This is a genomic window from Haloferula sp. (assembly GCF_049672945.1).
Classification (GTDB): Bacteria; Verrucomicrobiota; Verrucomicrobiia; order Verrucomicrobiales; family Akkermansiaceae; genus Haloferula.
Genome location: NZ_JBATWY010000077.1, coordinates 1 through 17,724, shown reverse-complemented (window position 1 = coordinate 17,724; position 17,724 = coordinate 1). Strand labels below are relative to the sequence as shown.

Here is a 17,724-nt window from a genome sequence, read left to right as displayed (position 1 = left end):
GGATGATGATCTGGAGAAGAAGCAGGGAGCGACCCTGATCACGCTTCACGCCTCGAAGGGGCTGGAGTTTCCGATCGTTTACCTCGTTGGCCGTGAAGAAGGAGTTTTACCGCATCAACGGAGCATTCAGGAAGGGACAAAGGACGAGGAGCGCCGTTTGCTCTACGTTGGAATCACGCGGGCTCAGAAGCGGCTGACGATGACCTACTGCAACGTGAGGATGAAGTGGGGTCAGCAGGTCGGGTGCACGCCGAGCACCTTCATTTCGGAGCTTGATGACGCGCATGTACTACACTCATCGTATGATGACATCATGGGGGCGGAAGTCAGTGATGACGAGCTGGGGGATTTCTTCGGCGATATGGACTCTTTTTTGAAAAGCTGAAAAACTGAAAAGCTGAAAAGCTGAGAGGCTGAGAGGCTGAGAGGCTGAGAGGCTGAGAGGCTGAAAGGCTGAAAGGCTGAGAGGCGATGGCAGCTACGTGCGTTTGATCTTTCCCGAGGCGGTGAGGGGGAGGGAGTCGACGAATGAGAAGCGCATCGGGACCTTGTAGGCCGAGAGGTGCTGGCGACAGTGCTTTTGGAGCGTCACTGGTTTCGGGGGATGCGAGGGATCGGCGGGGATGATCTCGGCGACGGGAATCTGGCCCATTTGGGGATGCTCCTTGCCGAGCACCCGGCTGCGCTCGACCTCGGGATGGAGATTGAGGATCGCCTCGATCTCCTCGGGAAAGACCTTCATGCCTGCGACATTGATCACCGATTTCTTCCGGCCGACCAAGGTGAGGTAACCCTCAGGATCGCGGACGACGAGGTCGCCACTTGCGAACCAGCCGTCGGCAAGAGGCTGTGGGTTCCAAGGGACCAGATAGGCGTCGAGCAGGCCGGGTCCGCGGATGTGAAGCTCACCGGCCGTGTTTTCCGCGACATCGTGGCCCGATTCGTCGATCAGTTGGATTTCATAGGCGGGGAGTGCTTTTCCAAGCGAGGTGGGTTTTTCGCCGGGTGAATCGAGATTGAGGACGGCGAGCCCGACTTCGATGATTCCGAGACCTTGGATGAGGGGTTTCGAGAAACGTTGTTCGAATGCCTTGGCAGTTGCTTCCGGAAGGGCCGCTGCGGTGGCAATGGGGAGTCGCAGCGATGGCCAACGGAAGGTACCCGGATCGCCGGCGAGCAGGGCGAAGTGGAAGGGGGATCCGTAGATGACGGTGGCGGCATGCTTTTCCGCGGTCGCAAGAATGTCCTCTCGCAGCGGCGAGTGTTCAAGGACGGTCAGCGCACCTGCGTGGAGATAGAGCACGATCGAGACGGCGAAGTGGTGGGCCATCGGCAGCATCCACAGCACTCGGTCATGAGGTCCGAGTTTGAGCCCTTCGTTGGCTGCGGTGATACGGTCTAACAGCGACTCGTGGGAAAGGACGACGCCCTTGCTGGTGCCGGTGGTTCCCGAGGAAAAGCGAATGAAGGCTGGGTTCAGCGCTTGAAATCCGCTCTCCGGAAAGAGTGGCTCGGGCGATTGGCAGGCAGTGAGCTGCGACGTCGACGTTTTCGCGTCCCACGAGAGAATGAAATCGAGTGCGGTGGTGCGGGTGATTTCGTCGCGTTCTTCGGAAGTGAGCTCTTCGGCGAGCGGAACCAGGCAGGCATCGGCAAGCAGGATTCCGAGCGAGAGAATGATGTAATCGAGTCCGTTGGGGCAGTGGAGTCCGATGCGGGGCTTCCGCCCCAAGGTGTTCTGCTGGCGGATGTGCTCCGCGATCGGCCTGGCAAACCCGAAGAGTTCACCATAGCCAAGGACCCGGTCGCCGGAGACGACGGCCGGTCGTTCAGGCGGATGCCGACGGGCGATGTCCTCGATCAAATTCATGGAGAAGAAATTGACGTGGCTCCGAGATCCTCGAGCAGAGTGGATTGGAGCAAGTGGAACTCCTCGTCGTTTAAGCTGCCGTCTTTCCATGAAACTGTGCAGCTCAGTTGGGCGTCATACTCGGAAAAAAAGATGCCGATGCCCGGAGGGGACGACACGCTTGGAACGTGGTAGCCGTTGATCAAGGAAGCGCCAAACAAGTGGGTGACACCGGGTAAGAATTGACCGGTGTGGGAGTGGAAGAGGGAGCAGATCTCTCCATTCAGATAGAATGTCGCCGGTTTGAGGTAGAAGCGCGACGGGCAGCGCTCCATCAGCTTGGTCAGGGGTTCCATCGCAGCGGGTAGCTTCCTCCTCAGGAAGTCGGCGTATTTCTTGTAAAGGATCCGGGTGGCGGACGGAAGCTCCTGCAGGTCTTCGGCGGTGAGCAGCAGTGAGTAGGCGACCATGTGGTTGTGGAACAGCGGGCGCTTTGCCGGGTTCGGTTGACGTTGGACGGGAAGTGAAAGGAGGATCGGGACCTCTTCGTCCGGGTGACGGCTGGCGATCACCGCGCGTGTCGCGCGGGCGGCGCAGCAGGCGTAATACGGGAGAAGTAGTAGTTCGCCCGCCGTGGAGGCCATCTTGCTGCGGATGGTTTCGGATTCGGTCCTGGTGAACCTGAATACCTTGAAGCGGTTCCCGGTGGGTTTGCTGCCCTTTTGGTGGAGCGAACGGATCCGATGGCTCGGGAAGCTCCGCATTTCCTTGATCACGGGTTCGGCTCGTTTCCAGAGAGTGCCCGGAGAACCGGCTTCCTGGCAGGTTTCGCCGTGGGCGACGCCCGGGTCGCCACCGGCCAGTTCGGCGATGAACTTGTTGATGCCGATGCCATCCAACAGCGCATGCGGCCACAGGATGAGGAGTGCCCAACGATCGGGGGCGAGGGTGACGACATGCAACTCGATGTTCGGGCCTTCGGCGTGGATGTCGACCGATGGCTCGTTCAGGAGTGTGTGGATCAGCGAATCAAGATCGGAGGCGTCGTGCTTGTGAAGCGGAATCGGGGCGGGCCTTGTGGGATGCCACGCGGCTTCGAAGGTCCTGAGACTCCGGCGGAGGCGGGCGTGGATGATCGGATGACGATGTCCGAGAGTGGTGGCGACGCGCTTCAAGGCTTCCGGATCAGGCGTTCCCTCGAGCTCAAGCACGGTCACTGCCAGATGGTGTCCCTGGTCTTTGCGCCCCATCAGGGATTCCAAACCGAGGAGGAACCCGTCGCTGACCGTGGTCGAGATGGGAGCGCTCAGGTTTGGGGCGGCGTGAACTTCATCCATCGCTCAAATCAGCGGGCGGTGGACTGCTTGGAGTGGATCAGCTTGGCGATGTGGCTGACGGTCGCGAAGTTGTCGCGGGAAAGCTCGGAGGGATCGATGACGACTTGAAATTGGTCTTCGATGGCCAGGATGAGTTGCATGATGCCCATCGAGTCCAGGCCCGCTTCGAAGAGGTCGCTTTCGTGAGTCAGGGGTTCCTCGAGATCGAGGATCTCGTCGCCGAGAATGCCGAGGAGTTTGTTTTCCATGGTGGTGGGGGAGAATCAAAGGCCGGAGTGAGCGAATGATCCAGAGCCGATCGCGTAAAAGGCTTCGCCTCATGCGATTTCTCTGCTTTGACGGCTTGCGGTGCGGAATGAGTGAGATTTCGGTTTCCAGTTTCGGGGAAGCGAGCGAGATTGACGGCGATGACACAAGGCACGGTGAACTACAAGATCGGTAACGAGAAGCTGATCAAGGTTCTCGAAGGGGCCTCCATCCATCTGCGAGGCCTGCTGAGCAAGCAGGGTCGACCAGACGGGGCGCTGCGGATTGCGGTGATCGGAGGAGGGTGTAGCGGCCTGCAGTACAAGATGGACCTGGTGGATGGTCCGAGGGACCGGGACATCCTGGTGCCAAGCAATGAGGTGCAGGTGGTGATCGACCCGAAGAGCGCGCTGTTTGTGAGTGGCAGTGAGCTCGACTACTCCGATGACCTTCAACAGGGCGGCTTCAAGGTCACCAACCCGAATGCCGTCGTGACCTGCTCCTGCGGCGAGAGCTTCTCGGCTTAAGGCACAAAAAAAGACCCGCCGGATGGCGGGTCCTTTTTAAGGCTATTAGACCATGAACACTCTTAGCGTCTCCGAGTCAAAAGTGCAGAAATTCCGAGAAAGCTAAAGACCATTAGTGCGCTACTTGGCTCAGGTATCATGGTGAGATTAGCTGCTCGCACATCTTCACTTCCTGGAAAGAGCGTTGAATAGTTCACGTTATCTCCATCAGGAGGGAGGATGAAGCCAGAAGGATTTTGGAGTAGCCCATAATGATCACCTGGAAGCAGTAGTGAGCCTTCGGTAAGGTTTCGCGGTCCTGTTTCGAACCAGACGATTCCGAAAATAAATCCAGAAGAACCAGTTAAGTTTTCGTAGACATCCGCTGCACTAAGGAGGACTGCGCCACCAGCGCCACCTTGCGTGCCCGGCACTGTCACGGTACTGCCACCGTAGTAGAAGAAGTCGTTTGTTCCTAGATCGGCTCCATCTTCGATTTTTAGGCCTGCCGTCGCAATAAAGGTCGAAAAACCATCTTTATCACCGTCTACAACGATCCCCCAAGCTAATCCGTTAGTAGCTGTAGTCGACATGAAATCTCCCAAGCCAGTCAGCGAATTGGTAGCATCAGAAAAGCGAATGGTTACTGCCGCTTGAGCACTTTGAAGCAGGATTATTGCTAGTAGACTGTAGGAAAATTTCATGATCATTCGTTTGAAAGCTATTCGGGTGAAATTTAGGGGTTCGGTGCAATCGGAGATGGTACAGTGAAGTATTGAGGTGTAACTTTCGAACCGGGAGCTCTTCTCAGAATCAATCCATTCCCGGGAAGAATTGCAAAGGTTGATGCATCACTGAAGTTTTCGTCCACCCAAACCCCGCCGAAGGATAATAGACTTTTCGATGCTGACTTGTTTAAATTCGGGGTGGAATTATCGTAAACAAAGAGTTCGTCGTTGTCCTCTGCAGGAATATTTAGAGAACCAACGGTTAGGGGTATTGGACTGTTTAATCCGAACTCGATATCCTCTGCGTTTGCCAGAGGGCCCAATTTGGTTACGTCAATTTTTTGAGAGGTGGTCTGAACATCTCCGAAGGCTGTGAGAGTCGGAATTTCACCCAGAGCTCTGAGGATGAAGTGGTCTCCAGGATGGAGCATCACGTTATTTGCTAGAGCAAAATTTTCGTCGAGCCAATCTGTCCCAAATCTCAGGTAGCTTTGAGCTGCGCTGTGATTTATGCCAGTCGCCGACGAATCGAACAAGAAAATTTCGGAGTTCTCGGGAATGAAAGTATCTCCGAAAAATGAGCTGATTGTCCAACATTTCCTGATTTTTACTCCGTCTCCCGATTCGACATCAGCAAGCGATCCAGGTGCCAGAACTTCGACGGTTAACTCGTTCCCTGCATCGGTAGAAATAATGAGGCCCCGAAGGCCATCTTGAGTCTCGCTTTCTATTACGATACAGTAGGGCACCTCCGGATCACTTGACCAAAGGTCATCAGCCCAGTTCGGGTTTCCCTGAACAGTAAGAGTTGTTGCAGTTGTGGTGGCGACGAGTCCACTGAACATAAGCTCCGCTTCCAAGGGCACAGTTAAATGAAGGTCAGTATTGCCGGAGACAGCCGAAATCTTTGCACCATCCGGTTGACTTGGATTTACTGGTTTTCCTGCATCCAGATTCCCCAGTTTTACAAATCCCACCGGGTCGGTATAAATCGGTTCGGCACCGAGCGCGATCGGGGACATCGCGGCGGTGAGGAGAAGGAGGGCTGGTTTTCTCAGGGACATGGCAGCGAGAAATTGGGCTAGAAATTCACAAAGGGCAATCCCAAAAATCGCTTTCTGGAAGGCAGTAAGCCTTGGAGAATCAAGCCTTGTGGCGGAACGAGAGGGGTGGCAGGGAAGCGGGGCGTGAAAATGGATGCTTTTGAGGAATTTGGTCTGGAGCGCTCTTTGGTGCTGGAAAGTGAGGATTTGGGGATGATTTTTCGGGAGAAGGGGAAGGTTTTGCATCCTGACGTGGGCGGGGATGTGGAGCGGTTTTCGCGGCTGCAGGAGGCCTTTTCGGTGTTGAGCCATCCGGCGAGCCGCTTGCGGCATTGGTTGGAGCTGGAAGGGATTGAAGGGAGTCTGAGGGGGTCGCTTTCATCAAGTTTGGTTGATTTTTTTGCGGAAATCGGCCCGGTGCTGCAGGCGGCAGACGAGTTGATTCGCAAGCGGGAAGCTGCCGGGAGTCATTTGGCGAAGGCGCTGCTGGAGGAGCGGGTTCAGGTCTGTCGGGAGCGTTTGGAGGGGTTGCAGGCCAGGCTTGCCGGAGAGCTTGATGGTTTGGTCGGTCGATTTGAAGAGATCGAGAGAGGGGAGTTGGATGGTTGGGGGGTCGCGCGTGAGTTGGCGTTTTTGGAGAAGTGGCAGGCGCAGGTGAAGGAGCGCTTTGCGGGGCTGTGGTGAATCGTGGATCGAGTGAGCGCGACTCCGGAGGGATGCAACCCCGTTGGGGTTGATTAAAGACTGGTTGAGAATCCCGGGGTAGCTCGTGCCTCGCAACCCCGGGCTGTGCTTCGCAACCCCGTTGGGGTTGATGGCGCGAATCTGGAGGGATGCCCCCCTTGGGGTTGAAGGGTGAGTCGGTTCGTGATGGGTGAGCTGGTATGTGGCGAGTTGCCTTTCTGACCCCTGAATCCTGATCCCTGTTCCCCAAAGTCGGAAGGGCGGGAGGGCGTGGCGGATCACCCCCGTCGCTGCGGCGCGACCGTGTGGTAAGTGGCTCGTGGGTGGGGGACAGGGCTGCGGGCGTTATCTGCTTGGTTTCGGAATTGGGAAATTGAGGATTGGAACTTGGCGGCTTGGCGCATTCTTTGGGGGCAAATGAGTGAGGTGATTGTTGGGATTGATCTGGGGACGACGAATTCGGCGGTCGGCGTGGTGGATTCGGGGTTTCCCATGCTGTTGGCGAATGAGGAGGGCAAGCGGGTGATGCCGAGTGCGGTGTGGTTTGGGGCCGATGACCGGGACGGTCATGCCACGGTGGGAGCGAAGGCTTTGCGGCGTCGGGCGCTGGAGCCGGGGCGGGTGGTGACGAGTGTGAAGCGACTGATGGGAAGGCGCTTCGGTGAGGTGGAGGACTTTCCGGTGCCGATGGAGCGCGGCGAGGATGGCGGGATCGTGGTGCTCGGTCGCACGCCTGAGGAAGCCAGTGCGGAGATCTTGAAGGAGCTGAAGCGGGTCGCGGAGTGGCGCCTGGAAACGGAGATCGAAAAGGCGGTGATCACGGTGCCGGCGTATTTCAATGATGGCCAGCGGGCGGCGACGAAGCGGGCGGGCGAGTTGGCGGGGCTGGAGGTGGTGCGGATTGTCAATGAACCGACGGCCGCGGCGCTGGCTTACGGTTTGGACAAGCTGGGCGACCGATCGCGGGTGGCGGTCTATGATTTCGGGGGTGGGACCTTCGACCTTTCGATTTTGGAGATGCAGGATGGGGTCTTTCAGGTGCTGTCGACACGGGGTGATACGCGGCTGGGTGGGGATGATCTGGATGCGAAGTTGGCGGCGTGGTGTGCCGAAAAGGCGGGTCTTGAGGTGATCAATGCGCGGGTGATGGAGGAGGCGGAGCGGGTGAAGCGGATGCTCTCTGAAAAGGATGAGGAGATCTTCCGGGTACCTTTCTTGGAAGGGGGCAAGAGCGCAGAGGTGAAGGTGACTCGTGCTGACTTCGAAAAGCTCGCCGAGCCCTTGATCGCTCGGACGCTGGATTGCTGTCGAAAGGCAATGGCGGATGCCGGGTTTTCAAAGGACGAGCTGAATGCCGTGGTGCTGGTCGGGGGGAGCACGCGGATCCCCGAGGTGAGACGGGCGGTGGCGGCATTCTTTGAGCGTGAGCTCGATTTATCCCAGCATCCGGATGAAGCGATCGCGTTGGGTGCGACGATTCAAGCGGGGGTGTTGAGTGGCGCGATGGCCAAGATGGTATTGCTGGATGTGACCCCGCTGAGTTTGGGGATCGAGACCTTTGGCGGTCTGATGAATGTGATCATTCCGAGGAATACGACGATTCCCTGCAAGGCGGGCGAGCTCTTCACGAATGCGGCGGCCGGGCAGAAGTCGATGGGGATCCGGGTGCTGCAAGGTGAGCGCGAGATGGCGAGAGACAATTGGCAGCTTGGGGATTTCGAGGTGGAATTTGAACCGGCGGCGAAAGGCAAGGCGCGCGTCGGGGTGCAGTTTCAGATCGATGAGGACGGGATCCTTGAAGTGCTGGCGCGCGACGTCGAGACGGGTCGGGATCGGATCGTTCAGATTCAGAGTGCGGCCGTGGATGTGGATGACGAGCGGGTTGAGAAGATGGTCAGCGAGTCGGTGGAGCATGCCTTCGAGGACATGAGCGAGCGGATTTTCACCGAAGCCAGGATCAAGGCTGAAGAATTGCTTCCCGCGGTTGAGGCGGTGTTGGAGCAAGGAGCGGAATGGGTTTCGGATGTGGAGTCGGCAGAAATCCGGAAAGTGGCGGACGAAGTTCGGAGTGCCTTGAATGCCAGGGAGGCCAGTCGGCTCAAGGCTGCCGTGCAGGAACTTGACCGGGCGACGGAAGGGGTGGCGGCGCGATTGGTGGAGCGCGCGATGGAAGATGCGATGGAACGCAAATTGGGGAATTGAGGAGTCGTTGAAGGCTTGTAGGACCTGGTGAATGGGGGCAGGTTTTGCCGCGTCAGGATGAGCGAGGAGGAAAGCATGCCGTCAAAACGCCCCGCTCGAGGCGGTGTGGAGGTGCGCGTGTTCGGGGATGGACGCAGAGGGAGTTATCGTGGCAGTGGTGAAGGTGTAGTGCCGGAGGATGAGGAGGCGGCCGAGCAGTTGGATGAGAGTGTGGTGAGATTGGATAAGGTCGCGGTGCCTCTGGCCAATCGTCGCGTCGAAGATGAGGAGCAGGTCGAGCCCGTTCCCTTGGCCCGATCGAAGCGGAAACTTGGATTGCGCGGATGGACGCTGATCATGGCCGGTAGCGCGATCCTGCTGGCAGTGGCAAGTGTTTGGGGTGCCATGGCCTTCAATCGCATGCGCCCCGGGCAGGAGATTTCGGTTAATCAATTGCAGGTGGTTGATGATCTGATTCCAGATGAATCGGATGAGCAGGCCCTTCTCGCTGATGCCGATGGCTTGATCAAACGTTCGATTGATCTCTTTAAAGAGTATGATGAAGCCGAGACGGTGGACGAGGTGCTTGGTCTCATTCGCAACAGAGAGCAGTTACGGCCCGTTTTGGAACAACGCTGGAAGCCTCTGGGTGTTGTTCAGGATCAATTGAGTGGACGGGCGATCGAGTACGGTCATCGCTACTACATCATTCTTTCAGGCATGAAAGATACGGGAGAGCCTTTTGAATTCGTGTTTGTCTCGGATGGAGAGGAAGTGAAGATCGATTGGGAAGCTTCGGTGGCTTACGGAGACGTTGAACTCGACGAGTTGAGGGGGATGGAAGTGGGGCAAACGGTTAAAATGCGTGTTCAGATGTGGCCTTCGAATTTTTTCCCCCTTGAGTATCCTGAGGAAGAGTATCGCTGTTTCAGGATCAACAGTGGTGATGGTGAGGCCGCGAGTATTTACGGTTATGCCCCACTTGGTTCGAAGGTGTCGAACGACATGTCCGAGGCCTGGAATGAAGGGACGGTGTTGTTCAGGCAAGAGACTGCGCTGGCGGCGATCGTTTATCTCAGGAACGGGGGGCGTGGCCACCTGGGGCAGTTCGTGATCAGCGAATTTGTTCAGAAAGGTTGGATCGAAGATTGAAATGAAGGATGACCCAAAAGGAGGATGGTTTCATTGCGGGCGCTGCGGGAATCTTTTTGCAGACAGAGTCGGAGCCGCAGCGCCGGAGCAGTGTCCGGAATGTGGAAGAGATCCGGTGGTGGATCCCTCGGAGCTTGCCTTTGCCGCGCAGACGGCCGGTGATTTGGAGAAGGAGCCGTCGGAAGACGAGCGTTCGGTCGGCCGTGGGCATGGTGCTCATCGCAGGAGCAAAGAGGGTCGCAAGCGGCCGCGCAGTCTGCTGGGTCTGCTCGTGGCGCTTTGGTTGCTCGCGTTGATAGGACTGGTGGCGACGGTGAAAAACTTCAGTGGTTCTGATGCGGATAGCGAGGAACTTGGGTTTGGGATGATGACTGAAGACGAGAGTCTCATCAACGATCAGTACTTTGCTTGTAAGACAAAGGTGATTGGCTTTCTTGAGGGAGTGGCGCCCGAGAATCGGGCCGAATTTGTTCTGAATTCCGCAGAAGCGCTGAAGAAGATGTCGGGGCGCCAGAGAAAGCTCTCCTATCCTTCGTCCGAGACCGAGCCAAGTGAATCCATCCTGCAGGTGATTGAGACTCCGCGGGGCAAGGCGATCGAATCGGTTTGGGAATTTGATGGGGGAAAAAAGGTGGAGGCGGTTTTCTTCGAAGACGAGCAAGGTGAGTGGAAGATCGACTGGGAGAACATGGTGCGTTATTCTGATCAGGACTGGGCGGTGTTTTTGGCGGGAGGAGGCAGTGACGAGGGGGAGTTTCGTTTGCTGGCGCGGCGGAGAGCGGTCGAAGACTCCGGGAAAATCGCGAGCATTGTGTTGATCGGCCCGCAGGTTGGCGCTCCGGGTGAGCTTGGCGCTTCGTCACCCGAAGTGCCGGTGGATCCGGATTCGCGGCTGGGAAGGGTGTTGGCGGCTGCTTTCGCGAAACGTGATGCCGAGGAAGGGATCTACGGGTCGCAGGCGTTCACGATGGATCCCAAGGGGATGATTCGTCTCAGGGTCAGGATGCTGAGGGAAGAAGACGGTGAGCGCGGATTCGTGATCCGCGAGATCCTGGCATGCCATTGGTATGACTTCGACGATCTGGGACTGGAACGCTGATGGTCATCCGCCTTCCAGGCCGCGGCGCATGGCCGCGGTGGGCTTGGATCCGGGGAACCAGGTTTCGAAGGCGCGAACGCCCTGATGGAGCAGCATGGTCTTGCCATTGGCGGTTCTGGCGCCGGCGGCCTCGGCAGCACGAATGAATGAAGTACGAGGAGGCTCGTAGATCGTATCGAAGACGCAGTGTTCGGAGGTGAAGCAGGCATCCGGAAGCGGAGACGGATCGTCTGGTTTCAGGCCGAGCGAAGCCGTGTTGACCAGCAGGTCGGCCGAGTGGGCCAGCTTGACCTGATCCGGGTGGCCCATGGTGTCGGCGGCGAGGGTGATGATCTCGGTCTGACCGTTTGAAAGCCGCCCGGCCAATGCTTCAATCTTCGCCAGGGTCCGGTTGACGAGAATCAGTCGGGCAACCCCTGCGCGCACGCAGTGGGCGGCGATCGCACCACCTGCGCCACCTCCCGCGCCGACAATCAGCACGGATTTTCCAGAGAGTTCGATACCGAGGGTTTCCTTGACGGCATGTTCGAAGCCGTAGCCGTCGGTGTTTGATCCGCGGGTGGCGTCGGGGTCGAAGCGGACGGTATTGACCGCGCCCAGATCCCGGGCGGCGTCGTCGACTTCGCTGCAGGCCGCCAAGGCGTCGAACTTGTGGGGGACCGTGACGTTGCAGCCGATGAAGCCGAGGTCGCGCATGCGCGCAAAGGCTTCGGCGACCTGACCTGGCTCGACCTCAAGAGCGATGTAGCGGGCATCGATGCCGGCTTCATCGAGCGCCGGCTGGTGCATGCGGGGAGACGCCGAGTGGCCGACGGGACAGCCGATGACGGCGAGTCTTGCGGGCTTTGAGTGGCCCGCATCTAACAAGTCGGGTGAGCTGAGGTCGTTGAGGCTGTGGACGGTCATGAAATTGGAAGCACCAAGACGCCAAGTTCGCCAAGGATTCTTGGGTGGGATTGGGTTGAGGAGCGTGTTTTCTATGAGGCGAGCTTGGCGGCGAGGGTTCTAACCCGTGCGACCGAGCGGTCGCGTCCGAGTAGCGCGAGAATGTCGCCGAGATCAGGTCCGCCGGATTTTCCCGAAAGCGCGACGCGGGTTGGAAACATGAGTTGGCCGGGTTTGGCGCCGTTGGCCTCGGCGGTCTTGCCGATGGCGTTCTTGGCCTGCTCGGCCGACCATTCGGCGAGGTCATCGAATGCGTCGGCGAGGGCGGCAAGGAGCGTTGCCGCTTGGTCGTTCTTGGCGACCTTGGCGAGGGAATCGGCATCGATGCTGATGTCTTCCTGGAGCAGGAAGCTGATGGCATCCGGGACTTCGGAGAGCAGGCGGACCTTGTCCTGGACGGCTTCGGCGGAGCGAATGTAAAGGGCTTCCCTTTCTCCATCGGGAGAGAGCAGGCCGGCAGCGAGGACGAATGGGCGGGCGGCGTAGGCGAAGTCGTTGGCACCGAGCTTCATCAGGTGCTGCTGGTTGAGCCAGGCGCACTTTTCGGAGTCGAAGCGGGCGGGGGCGCGGTTGACGGCTTCCAGTGAGAACCGCTCGATGAGCTCGTCCATCGAGAAGACTTCCTCATCGGACTTTGGCGACCAGCCGAGGAGAGCGATGAAGTTGACGACCGCGGCCGAGATGAAGCCCTGTTTCGGGTAATCCCCGACGGCAGCTCCGGCGTCGCGCTTCGACATTTTCGAGCCGTTTTCATTCAGGATGAGGGGAATGTGGGCATACTGCGGTGCGGGGACGCCGAAGGCCTCGAACAACTGGAGGTGCTTCGGCGTGTTCATCAGATGGTCCTCACCGCGAATCACGTGGGTGATTTTCATTTCGAGGTCGTCGACCACATTGACGAAATGAAAGACGTAGGAGCCGTCGGAGCGACGGATGACCATGTCGGGAGTGTTCGACTCGTCGGTGTAGTCGATGGTGACTTCGCCGCAGACTAGGTCGTGCATCTTGATGGGCTTGCGTTCGAAGCGGAAGCGCCACGCGCCATCGTCTTCGTAGACCCGGTCCTTGGAGCGAAGCACTTCGAACCACTTGTCGTAGAGGGCGGACCTTTCGGATTGGTTGTAGGGGCCGAAGTCGCCGCCTTTGCCCTCGCCTTCATCCCAATCGAGGCCGAGCCAGGTCATGCCTTCAAAGATGGCGGCGCGTGCTTCATCGGTATTGCGTGCTTCATCGGTATCCTCGACGCGCAGCACGAGACAACCGCCGTGCTTTCTGGCGAAGAGGTAATTGAAGAGGGCGGTGCGGGCGCCACCGACGTGGAGGTAGCCGGTGGGTGAGGGGGCGAAGCGGGTGCGGACGTTCATAGGCGGGAGTGAAGGCTGCAATGGCGGCTGAGGGAAGCGTGAAGCGGTCTCCGCTCTTGAAGTAGCTGGATTTGTGGCGATGGTTGGGAATGCCGAAGGGGCGGATCGAGACGCGTGGCAGCGTGATGCTGGGGGCGGCGGTGGCTCTTGCTGCGGCCGGCCTGCTGCGGGTGGATGGCGTGCTGATGGCTCTCGGGGCGGCGGCGGCGATTCTGCTGCTTCTGAGTTGGGTTCTCGGGCGCTTGAATTTGCGCCGGCTCGAAATTGAAATGGAGATGCCGAAAGTCGTGCAGGCGGGTATTCCCGTCAGGATTCGGGTGTCGGTCGCCAACCGTCGCAAGGTTCTCGATGCCTTTGGCATGAGCTTGGAGATCAGGACGGCGGGTGGATTGGAAACTGGTTGTCAGATCCCGTGGGTGGCAGCGGGTTCGGGTGCCGAGGTGGAATTGCGTGAAGTGCTGCCGAGCCGTGGCCATGCCGGGGAGGCTAGCGGCGTGGTGCACTCGCAATTTCCTCTCGGGCTTTTCCGGTTTTCGGTGGATCATCAAATCGCCTGTCCGCTGCTCGTGCTTCCGTTGGAGATGGTTCCGAGGGAATTGGTGGCGATTGGCAGCGCTCTTGAAGCCGAACCCCGCCGGGCCGCTGCGGCCAGTGAGGCCATTGGTGAACCGCGAGGCTTGCGTGAGTATCGAGCGGGTGATCCGGCGAAGGGCATTGCCTGGGCACCGAGCTTGAGGTCGCACGCGCGCGGCGGTGGGATGATGGTGCGTGAGCTGGACCCGCCGGGTTTTCATCCGCAAAAGGCGACGGTGCTTTTTCACTCGTATGCAACGGATGGGGCGCTGATTCGTCCGGATCGATTCGAGCGGGCCGTGTCGCTGCTTTGGGGCACGCTGCGGCATTTTCAGGCGGGCGGGGTTCCGGTCGATCTCTTGGCGGATTTTGAGGAGTGGGTGCCACGCCGAGTGGTGACCCGTCAGCAGTTGGGAAGGGCAGGGGAAGTGCTGGCCAGGGCGCAGCGCGCCCGAGGGACCGAGGAACATGAATTGGAGGGCCGGATTCACGATCTGGATCCAGATGCCGCGCTGGTGATCCTTTCCGATATGCCGGTGATCCACTGGCGGGATCATGCGGGAAAGAGGCCCGGATTGATGCTCGTGGACATCGCCAGCTACGAAGCCGCCCGGGGTGGAAGGAGGGTCGGTGCGTAGTCTGATTTTGCTGGCGACCCTGGCTTCAGCCTATGTGCTTTTGCGAGGCATGCCTGAATCATGGCCGCTGGTGGTTCGTGCCTGCCTCGCGGTGCTGGCGCTGGTCGCAGGGATCGGTTTGTGGGGGAAACGGGAGCGGGGTGGAGGGGAGGTGGCGACGAGTTGGAGAAATCCCGGGTGGATCGACTACCTCGCGATCGGGGCGGCGGTTCTGGCCGTCGAGTGTCTGTTTCTGGTGTTTTTCTCAACGGCTCCCAGCCCGCTGGAAGCTGCCGCTGCTCGGGTTGAAGTCTGGCTGCGTCCGGAGGTGGCGGCGGCACGGGAGCTCGATTCGGAGAAAAACCGGAATGCCCGTCGAGGCAACTGGCTGTGGAATGACGAGACGCGGCGTCCTTTGCCAATGCGGACGAATTTCAAGCAGGGGAACCGCCCGGAGATCTTCCTTCAGCCATCGGGTGAGCGCGATGCCAGCCTGATGTTGTCGTCGAAACTGTATGTGCAGGCGTTTTCTCTCAGCCGGTTTGGCGATGCCGCATGGACGGCTTTTCCCGGGCTGCCTGAGGCGAGGACGGCGGAAAGCGATGGCTGGCTGAGGGTCTCTCCGGAGCGGAGAGGGCAGTCTGTTTCGTGTCGCGTCTTTCAAGGAAGCGAGAAGCATGGACAGAATCCGCTGACCGGATTGCAGGGGCTGACGGCGGCGAGAGTGAAAAGCGTGACGGCTCTGGATGCCGGGCTGAACCTTTTGCCGAAACAGGAGGGCGGCTTCGAGTATGATACGATTTCCAAACCGAAGGTGCTCGATGATCTGAAAGGTGAGGTGTTGGCGATAAGCGACGACGTTCCCGAGGCATGGTTGGAGCTTCCCGATGGATCGCTCGGGTCGAGGATCTATCTGCAGGCCGAAGTGGTCGCCGGTGGCGGTGAGTTGATGGAGCGTCTCACCCGGATCAGGAGTCATCTACGGTCGACGCTCGAGTATTCCTTGTTCACCGAGAATCCAGACAGCCGGGACCCACTGGAGAACTTTCTGTTTTATGAACAGAAGGGTCATTGCGAGCTCTACGCCACGGCGGGGGCGCTGTTTGCCCGGGCGGCGGGAATTCCATCGAGGATCAGTTATGGATGGGTGGGTGGTACCTACTATGAAGATAGTCGACTGTTTGTCTTCAGGGCGCGGGAGGCCCATGCCTGGGCCGAGGTCTGGCTCGAGGGTCATGGGTGGGTGGTTCTGGATCCGACACCACCGGCGGCCCTGGCTCGCTCGAATCCCGAGTTGGCTGGCCCGGGCGAGAGGCCTCCGGGATCCGAGGATCTGGATCAAGAGATGGAGTGGTTGGATGGGGAACAACGCCCGGTCTGGCAGGTAGGTCTCGGTCTCGCTGCCTTGTTCGGCGTGCCCGGGGTGGTGTTGCTGGCATTGCGATCGTTGAGGCGGCAGGGGGATCGGCCACGATCGGCCGGACGTCCCTTGCCGAGGGGTCGGCACAGCTACCTCGATGTTTTGATTGCCGAGTGTGGCCGGCGCGGTGTTCGGGTGATGCCGGGCAAGACGCTGCGACGTCTTTTGGACGATCTCGAAGAAGCTCCGGAGTTCGCGGCCGAATTGATGCGCTACCACTACAGGATCCGCTATGAGGGGGGATCAAGGGACACGACCTTGGAGAAAGCCTTCAAGCGCCGGATCGAGGGCTGGGCGGGAAGCGGGGCCGGGAAGAGGTAGGAGTGCCTTCTCAGCGATGCAGTTGTTCCGCCGTCTTCTTCTGGTACTGTTCATCTCGTAGTTTCCGAAGATACTCGAGATACTTGCGCTTGGCTTCAAAGTCCGTGCCGTCGGGAGCGAGGGCCGGCTGATGTTGGCCATACCTTTTCCAGGGGCCGTAGGGGACCTGGGCGGCTTCGACAAAGCGCCAGTGGCACTTTTCTCCCGACTGCAGGCCGAGGTAGTCGCGGACCGAGGGCGAGATGTCGATGCCGGCGGACTTGTTCGACCGGTTCTTCGGAGGGCTGTTGCCGAAGACGTAGCGCCAGTCGTCGGTCACCCATGGGCCGCAGTCTTCCCACTGGGCGTAACAGCTTTTTCCGTTGTGATAGATCTGAAGCCAGCGTCCTTTGAGGACCGTCTTGCCGGGTTTGGGATTGATGCGCCGGAACCATGGGATGACGCGGGCGGCTTCCGGTTTGTGGCGGCTCCATCCCGCGACGTCGTTGTAGGGCAGGGCGACGTAAAACGGATTCAGCTGCGGAGTGAAATGTTTGGGCCGGAAATCATTGGTGCGGTGACAGGCGATTCGTGTTGCCGGGTCGGGGTTGTCGTAGCCGCCGTAGTTCACCGCCCACTCCTGGTCCCAGGAGGACTTGTGGTTGGGAGTCGGGTTGTTCTGGGTCGGTTTCTCCCCGATCCAGAAGATGGTGGCGGTGATGTTCTGCCGCCAGGGGTAGAGCTGGGCGGACTGCGGTTGGATGGGACGCACCGGCTGGATTTCCTGGCGGCTGGTGGGAATCACGACCCGCGGAAGATTGGCTGCGCTTGAGACGGCCTGGCCATGGAGGCACGGCGTCGCACCAAGCAGGGCGGCAATGCTGAGGACCTGAATACGCTGTCGCATGGTGGAGTTTTTTTGAAAAGTCGTCGGCCGGGATTCTGGTTGCTAAAATCTGCGGATGACGGTGTCCCGCTGGAAGCGGGGGTCAGTTTGTGGGTAGTCTAGCGTATGATGCAAGCCCCTCGATTCGCGCCGCCGGATGGCGCAATCCACGACCAGGGACGCTACGGCCACAAGGTTTCTGAGCTCCAGCACGTCGGCATTGACGCGGTGGCCCCAGTAGAACTCCCGGACCTCCTTTTTGAGGTTTCTGAGACGGGTGGCGGCGCGGCGGAGGCGATTGTCGGTGCGGACGATCGAGACGTAGTCCCACATCAGGCGGCGGAGTTCGTCCCAGTTGTGGTAGATGACAACCAATTCGTCGGGGGCATTGGTATCGCCGTGTTCCCATTCGGGGATGTCGGGGGAATCGAGGGCGATCTTTTCCGGGGCGTAGTGCTGGAGGATATGCTCGAGCGCGCGACGGGCGAGGACGTTGCCTTCGAGCAGCGAGTTCGAGGCCAGACGATTGGCGCCATGCAGTCCGGTGCAGGCGGATTCACCGATGGCGAAGAGACCACCGATCGAGGTTTCACCATCGATATCGGTGACCACGCCGCCACACTGGTAGTGAGCGGCGGGCACGACGGGGATCGGTTGGGTTTCAGCATCGAGTCCGAAACTACGAAGCTTCTCGTAGATGAAGGGAAAGCGTTCCTGCATGAAGCCTTTCGGCTTCTTGGTGACATCCAGATAGACGCAGGGGGCACCGGTTTTCTTGAGTTCGCGGTCGATGG

At 59.2% G+C, this 17,724-nt stretch carries 17 protein-coding genes; 8 read left to right on the top strand and 9 right to left on the bottom strand.

Going from position 1 to position 17,724, the window contains the following annotated elements; genetic code table 11:
- On the top strand, positions 1-385 hold a 385-nt coding region (locus tag WBG04_RS06585), incomplete at its 5' end, for a 3'-5' exonuclease (RefSeq protein WP_424313588.1).
- Between the two features lie 93 nt (positions 386-478).
- Here WBG04_RS06585 and WBG04_RS06580 read toward each other — a convergent pair.
- Genes WBG04_RS06580 through WBG04_RS06570 form a run of 3 tightly spaced genes read right to left on the bottom strand, consistent with a single transcriptional unit; the run spans position 479 to position 3,434 of the window.
- Positions 479-1,870 (bottom strand): class I adenylate-forming enzyme family protein, encoded by a 1,392-nt coding sequence (locus tag WBG04_RS06580; RefSeq protein ID WP_424313587.1) that lies wholly within the window; start codon positions 1,868-1,870, stop codon positions 479-481.
- Positions 1,867-3,186 carry a hypothetical protein gene (locus WBG04_RS06575; RefSeq protein ID WP_424313586.1) on the bottom strand — a complete coding sequence of 440 codons (1,320 nt, stop codon included), beginning with the start codon at positions 3,184-3,186 and terminating at the stop codon, positions 1,867-1,869. The genes WBG04_RS06580 and WBG04_RS06575 overlap by 4 nt, the downstream gene beginning before the upstream one ends.
- Before the next feature lie 8 nt (positions 3,187-3,194).
- Positions 3,195-3,434: a phosphopantetheine-binding protein gene (locus tag WBG04_RS06570; protein WP_424313585.1), complete on the bottom strand. Its 240-nt coding sequence runs from the start codon at positions 3,432-3,434 to the stop codon at positions 3,195-3,197.
- Between the two features lie 159 nt (positions 3,435-3,593).
- On the opposite strand from WBG04_RS06570, the gene WBG04_RS06565 reads away from it, so the two are divergent.
- Positions 3,594-3,959 carry a HesB/IscA family protein gene (locus WBG04_RS06565; protein WP_424313584.1) on the top strand — a complete coding sequence of 122 codons (366 nt, stop codon included), beginning with the start codon at positions 3,594-3,596 and terminating at the stop codon, positions 3,957-3,959.
- A 62-nt stretch (positions 3,960-4,021) separates the two neighbouring features.
- Here the strand turns inward: WBG04_RS06565 and WBG04_RS06560 are convergent, their stop codons facing one another.
- On the bottom strand, positions 4,022-4,642 hold the full coding sequence (locus WBG04_RS06560; RefSeq protein WP_424313583.1) for a hypothetical protein: 621 nt from the start codon (positions 4,640-4,642) through the stop codon (positions 4,022-4,024).
- A 32-nt stretch (positions 4,643-4,674) separates the two neighbouring features.
- The gene (locus WBG04_RS06555) at positions 4,675-5,730 is read right to left on the bottom strand and encodes a TIGR02597 family protein (protein WP_424313582.1); all 1,056 of its coding nucleotides are present in this window, start codon (positions 5,728-5,730) and stop codon (positions 4,675-4,677) included.
- A gap of 123 nt (positions 5,731-5,853) precedes the next feature.
- On the opposite strand from WBG04_RS06555, the gene WBG04_RS06550 reads away from it, so the two are divergent.
- The 4 genes from WBG04_RS06550 (at position 5,854) to WBG04_RS06535 (ending at position 10,825) form a co-directional block, all read left to right on the top strand.
- A complete protein-coding gene (locus WBG04_RS06550; RefSeq protein WP_424313581.1) occupies positions 5,854-6,393 on the top strand; it encodes a hypothetical protein in 540 nt (179 codons plus the stop codon).
- 417 nt (positions 6,394-6,810) lie between these two features.
- Positions 6,811-8,595: an Hsp70 family protein gene (locus WBG04_RS06545; protein ID WP_424313580.1), complete on the top strand. Its 1,785-nt coding sequence runs from the start codon at positions 6,811-6,813 to the stop codon at positions 8,593-8,595.
- 57 nt (positions 8,596-8,652) lie between these two features.
- Positions 8,653-9,726: a hypothetical protein gene (locus WBG04_RS06540; protein ID WP_424313579.1), complete on the top strand. Its 1,074-nt coding sequence runs from the start codon at positions 8,653-8,655 to the stop codon at positions 9,724-9,726.
- Positions 9,727-9,844: 118 nt separating this feature from the next.
- A complete protein-coding gene (locus tag WBG04_RS06535) occupies positions 9,845-10,825 on the top strand; it encodes a hypothetical protein (RefSeq protein ID WP_424313578.1) in 981 nt (326 codons plus the stop codon).
- A 3-nt stretch (positions 10,826-10,828) separates the two neighbouring features.
- On the opposite strand, the gene aroE is transcribed toward WBG04_RS06535, so the two are convergent.
- Complete coding sequence (aroE, locus tag WBG04_RS06530) at positions 10,829-11,731, bottom strand: shikimate dehydrogenase (RefSeq protein WP_424313577.1); 903 nt, start codon at positions 11,729-11,731, stop codon at positions 10,829-10,831.
- 71 nt (positions 11,732-11,802) lie between these two features.
- Positions 11,803-13,134 carry a glutamate--tRNA ligase gene (locus tag WBG04_RS06525; RefSeq protein ID WP_424313576.1) on the bottom strand — a complete coding sequence of 444 codons (1,332 nt, stop codon included), beginning with the start codon at positions 13,132-13,134 and terminating at the stop codon, positions 11,803-11,805.
- An 89-nt stretch (positions 13,135-13,223) separates the two neighbouring features.
- Here WBG04_RS06525 and WBG04_RS06520 point away from each other — a divergent pair, with 89 nt between their 5' ends.
- Positions 13,224-14,345 (top strand): DUF58 domain-containing protein, encoded by a 1,122-nt coding sequence (locus WBG04_RS06520; RefSeq protein ID WP_424313575.1) that lies wholly within the window; start codon positions 13,224-13,226, stop codon positions 14,343-14,345.
- Complete coding sequence (locus tag WBG04_RS06515; protein WP_424313574.1) at positions 14,338-16,065, top strand: transglutaminase-like domain-containing protein; 1,728 nt, start codon at positions 14,338-14,340, stop codon at positions 16,063-16,065. The genes WBG04_RS06520 and WBG04_RS06515 overlap by 8 nt, the downstream gene beginning before the upstream one ends.
- A gap of 10 nt (positions 16,066-16,075) precedes the next feature.
- Here the strand turns inward: WBG04_RS06515 and WBG04_RS06510 are convergent, their stop codons facing one another.
- A complete protein-coding gene (locus tag WBG04_RS06510) occupies positions 16,076-16,951 on the bottom strand; it encodes a hypothetical protein (protein WP_424313573.1) in 876 nt (291 codons plus the stop codon).
- A gap of 42 nt (positions 16,952-16,993) precedes the next feature.
- Positions 16,994-17,724: FAD-binding protein (locus WBG04_RS06505; RefSeq protein ID WP_424313572.1), on the bottom strand; the 731-nt coding region annotated here is incomplete at its 5' end.

Coding starts and splice junctions, on each gene's coding strand:
- WBG04_RS06570 (WP_424313585.1), bottom strand. CDS start 3,434: ATGGAAAACAAACTCCTCGGCATTCTCGGCGACGAGATCCTCGATCTC.
- WBG04_RS06555 (WP_424313582.1), bottom strand. CDS start 5,730: ATGTCCCTGAGAAAACCAGCCCTCCTTCTCCTCACCGCCGCGATGTCC.
- WBG04_RS06575 (WP_424313586.1), bottom strand. CDS start 3,186: ATGGATGAAGTTCACGCCGCCCCAAACCTGAGCGCTCCCATCTCGACC.
- WBG04_RS06520 (WP_424313575.1), top strand. CDS start 13,224: ATGCCGAAGGGGCGGATCGAGACGCGTGGCAGCGTGATGCTGGGGGCG.
- WBG04_RS06560 (WP_424313583.1), bottom strand. CDS start 4,642: ATGAAATTTTCCTACAGTCTACTAGCAATAATCCTGCTTCAAAGTGCT.
- WBG04_RS06580 (WP_424313587.1), bottom strand. CDS start 1,870: ATGAATTTGATCGAGGACATCGCCCGTCGGCATCCGCCTGAACGACCG.
- WBG04_RS06540 (WP_424313579.1), top strand. CDS start 8,653: ATGAGCGAGGAGGAAAGCATGCCGTCAAAACGCCCCGCTCGAGGCGGT.
- aroE (WP_424313577.1), bottom strand. CDS start 11,731: ATGACCGTCCACAGCCTCAACGACCTCAGCTCACCCGACTTGTTAGAT.
- WBG04_RS06510 (WP_424313573.1), bottom strand. CDS start 16,951: ATGCGACAGCGTATTCAGGTCCTCAGCATTGCCGCCCTGCTTGGTGCG.
- WBG04_RS06565 (WP_424313584.1), top strand. CDS start 3,594: ATGACACAAGGCACGGTGAACTACAAGATCGGTAACGAGAAGCTGATC.
- WBG04_RS06545 (WP_424313580.1), top strand. CDS start 6,811: ATGAGTGAGGTGATTGTTGGGATTGATCTGGGGACGACGAATTCGGCG.
- WBG04_RS06525 (WP_424313576.1), bottom strand. CDS start 13,134: ATGAACGTCCGCACCCGCTTCGCCCCCTCACCCACCGGCTACCTCCAC.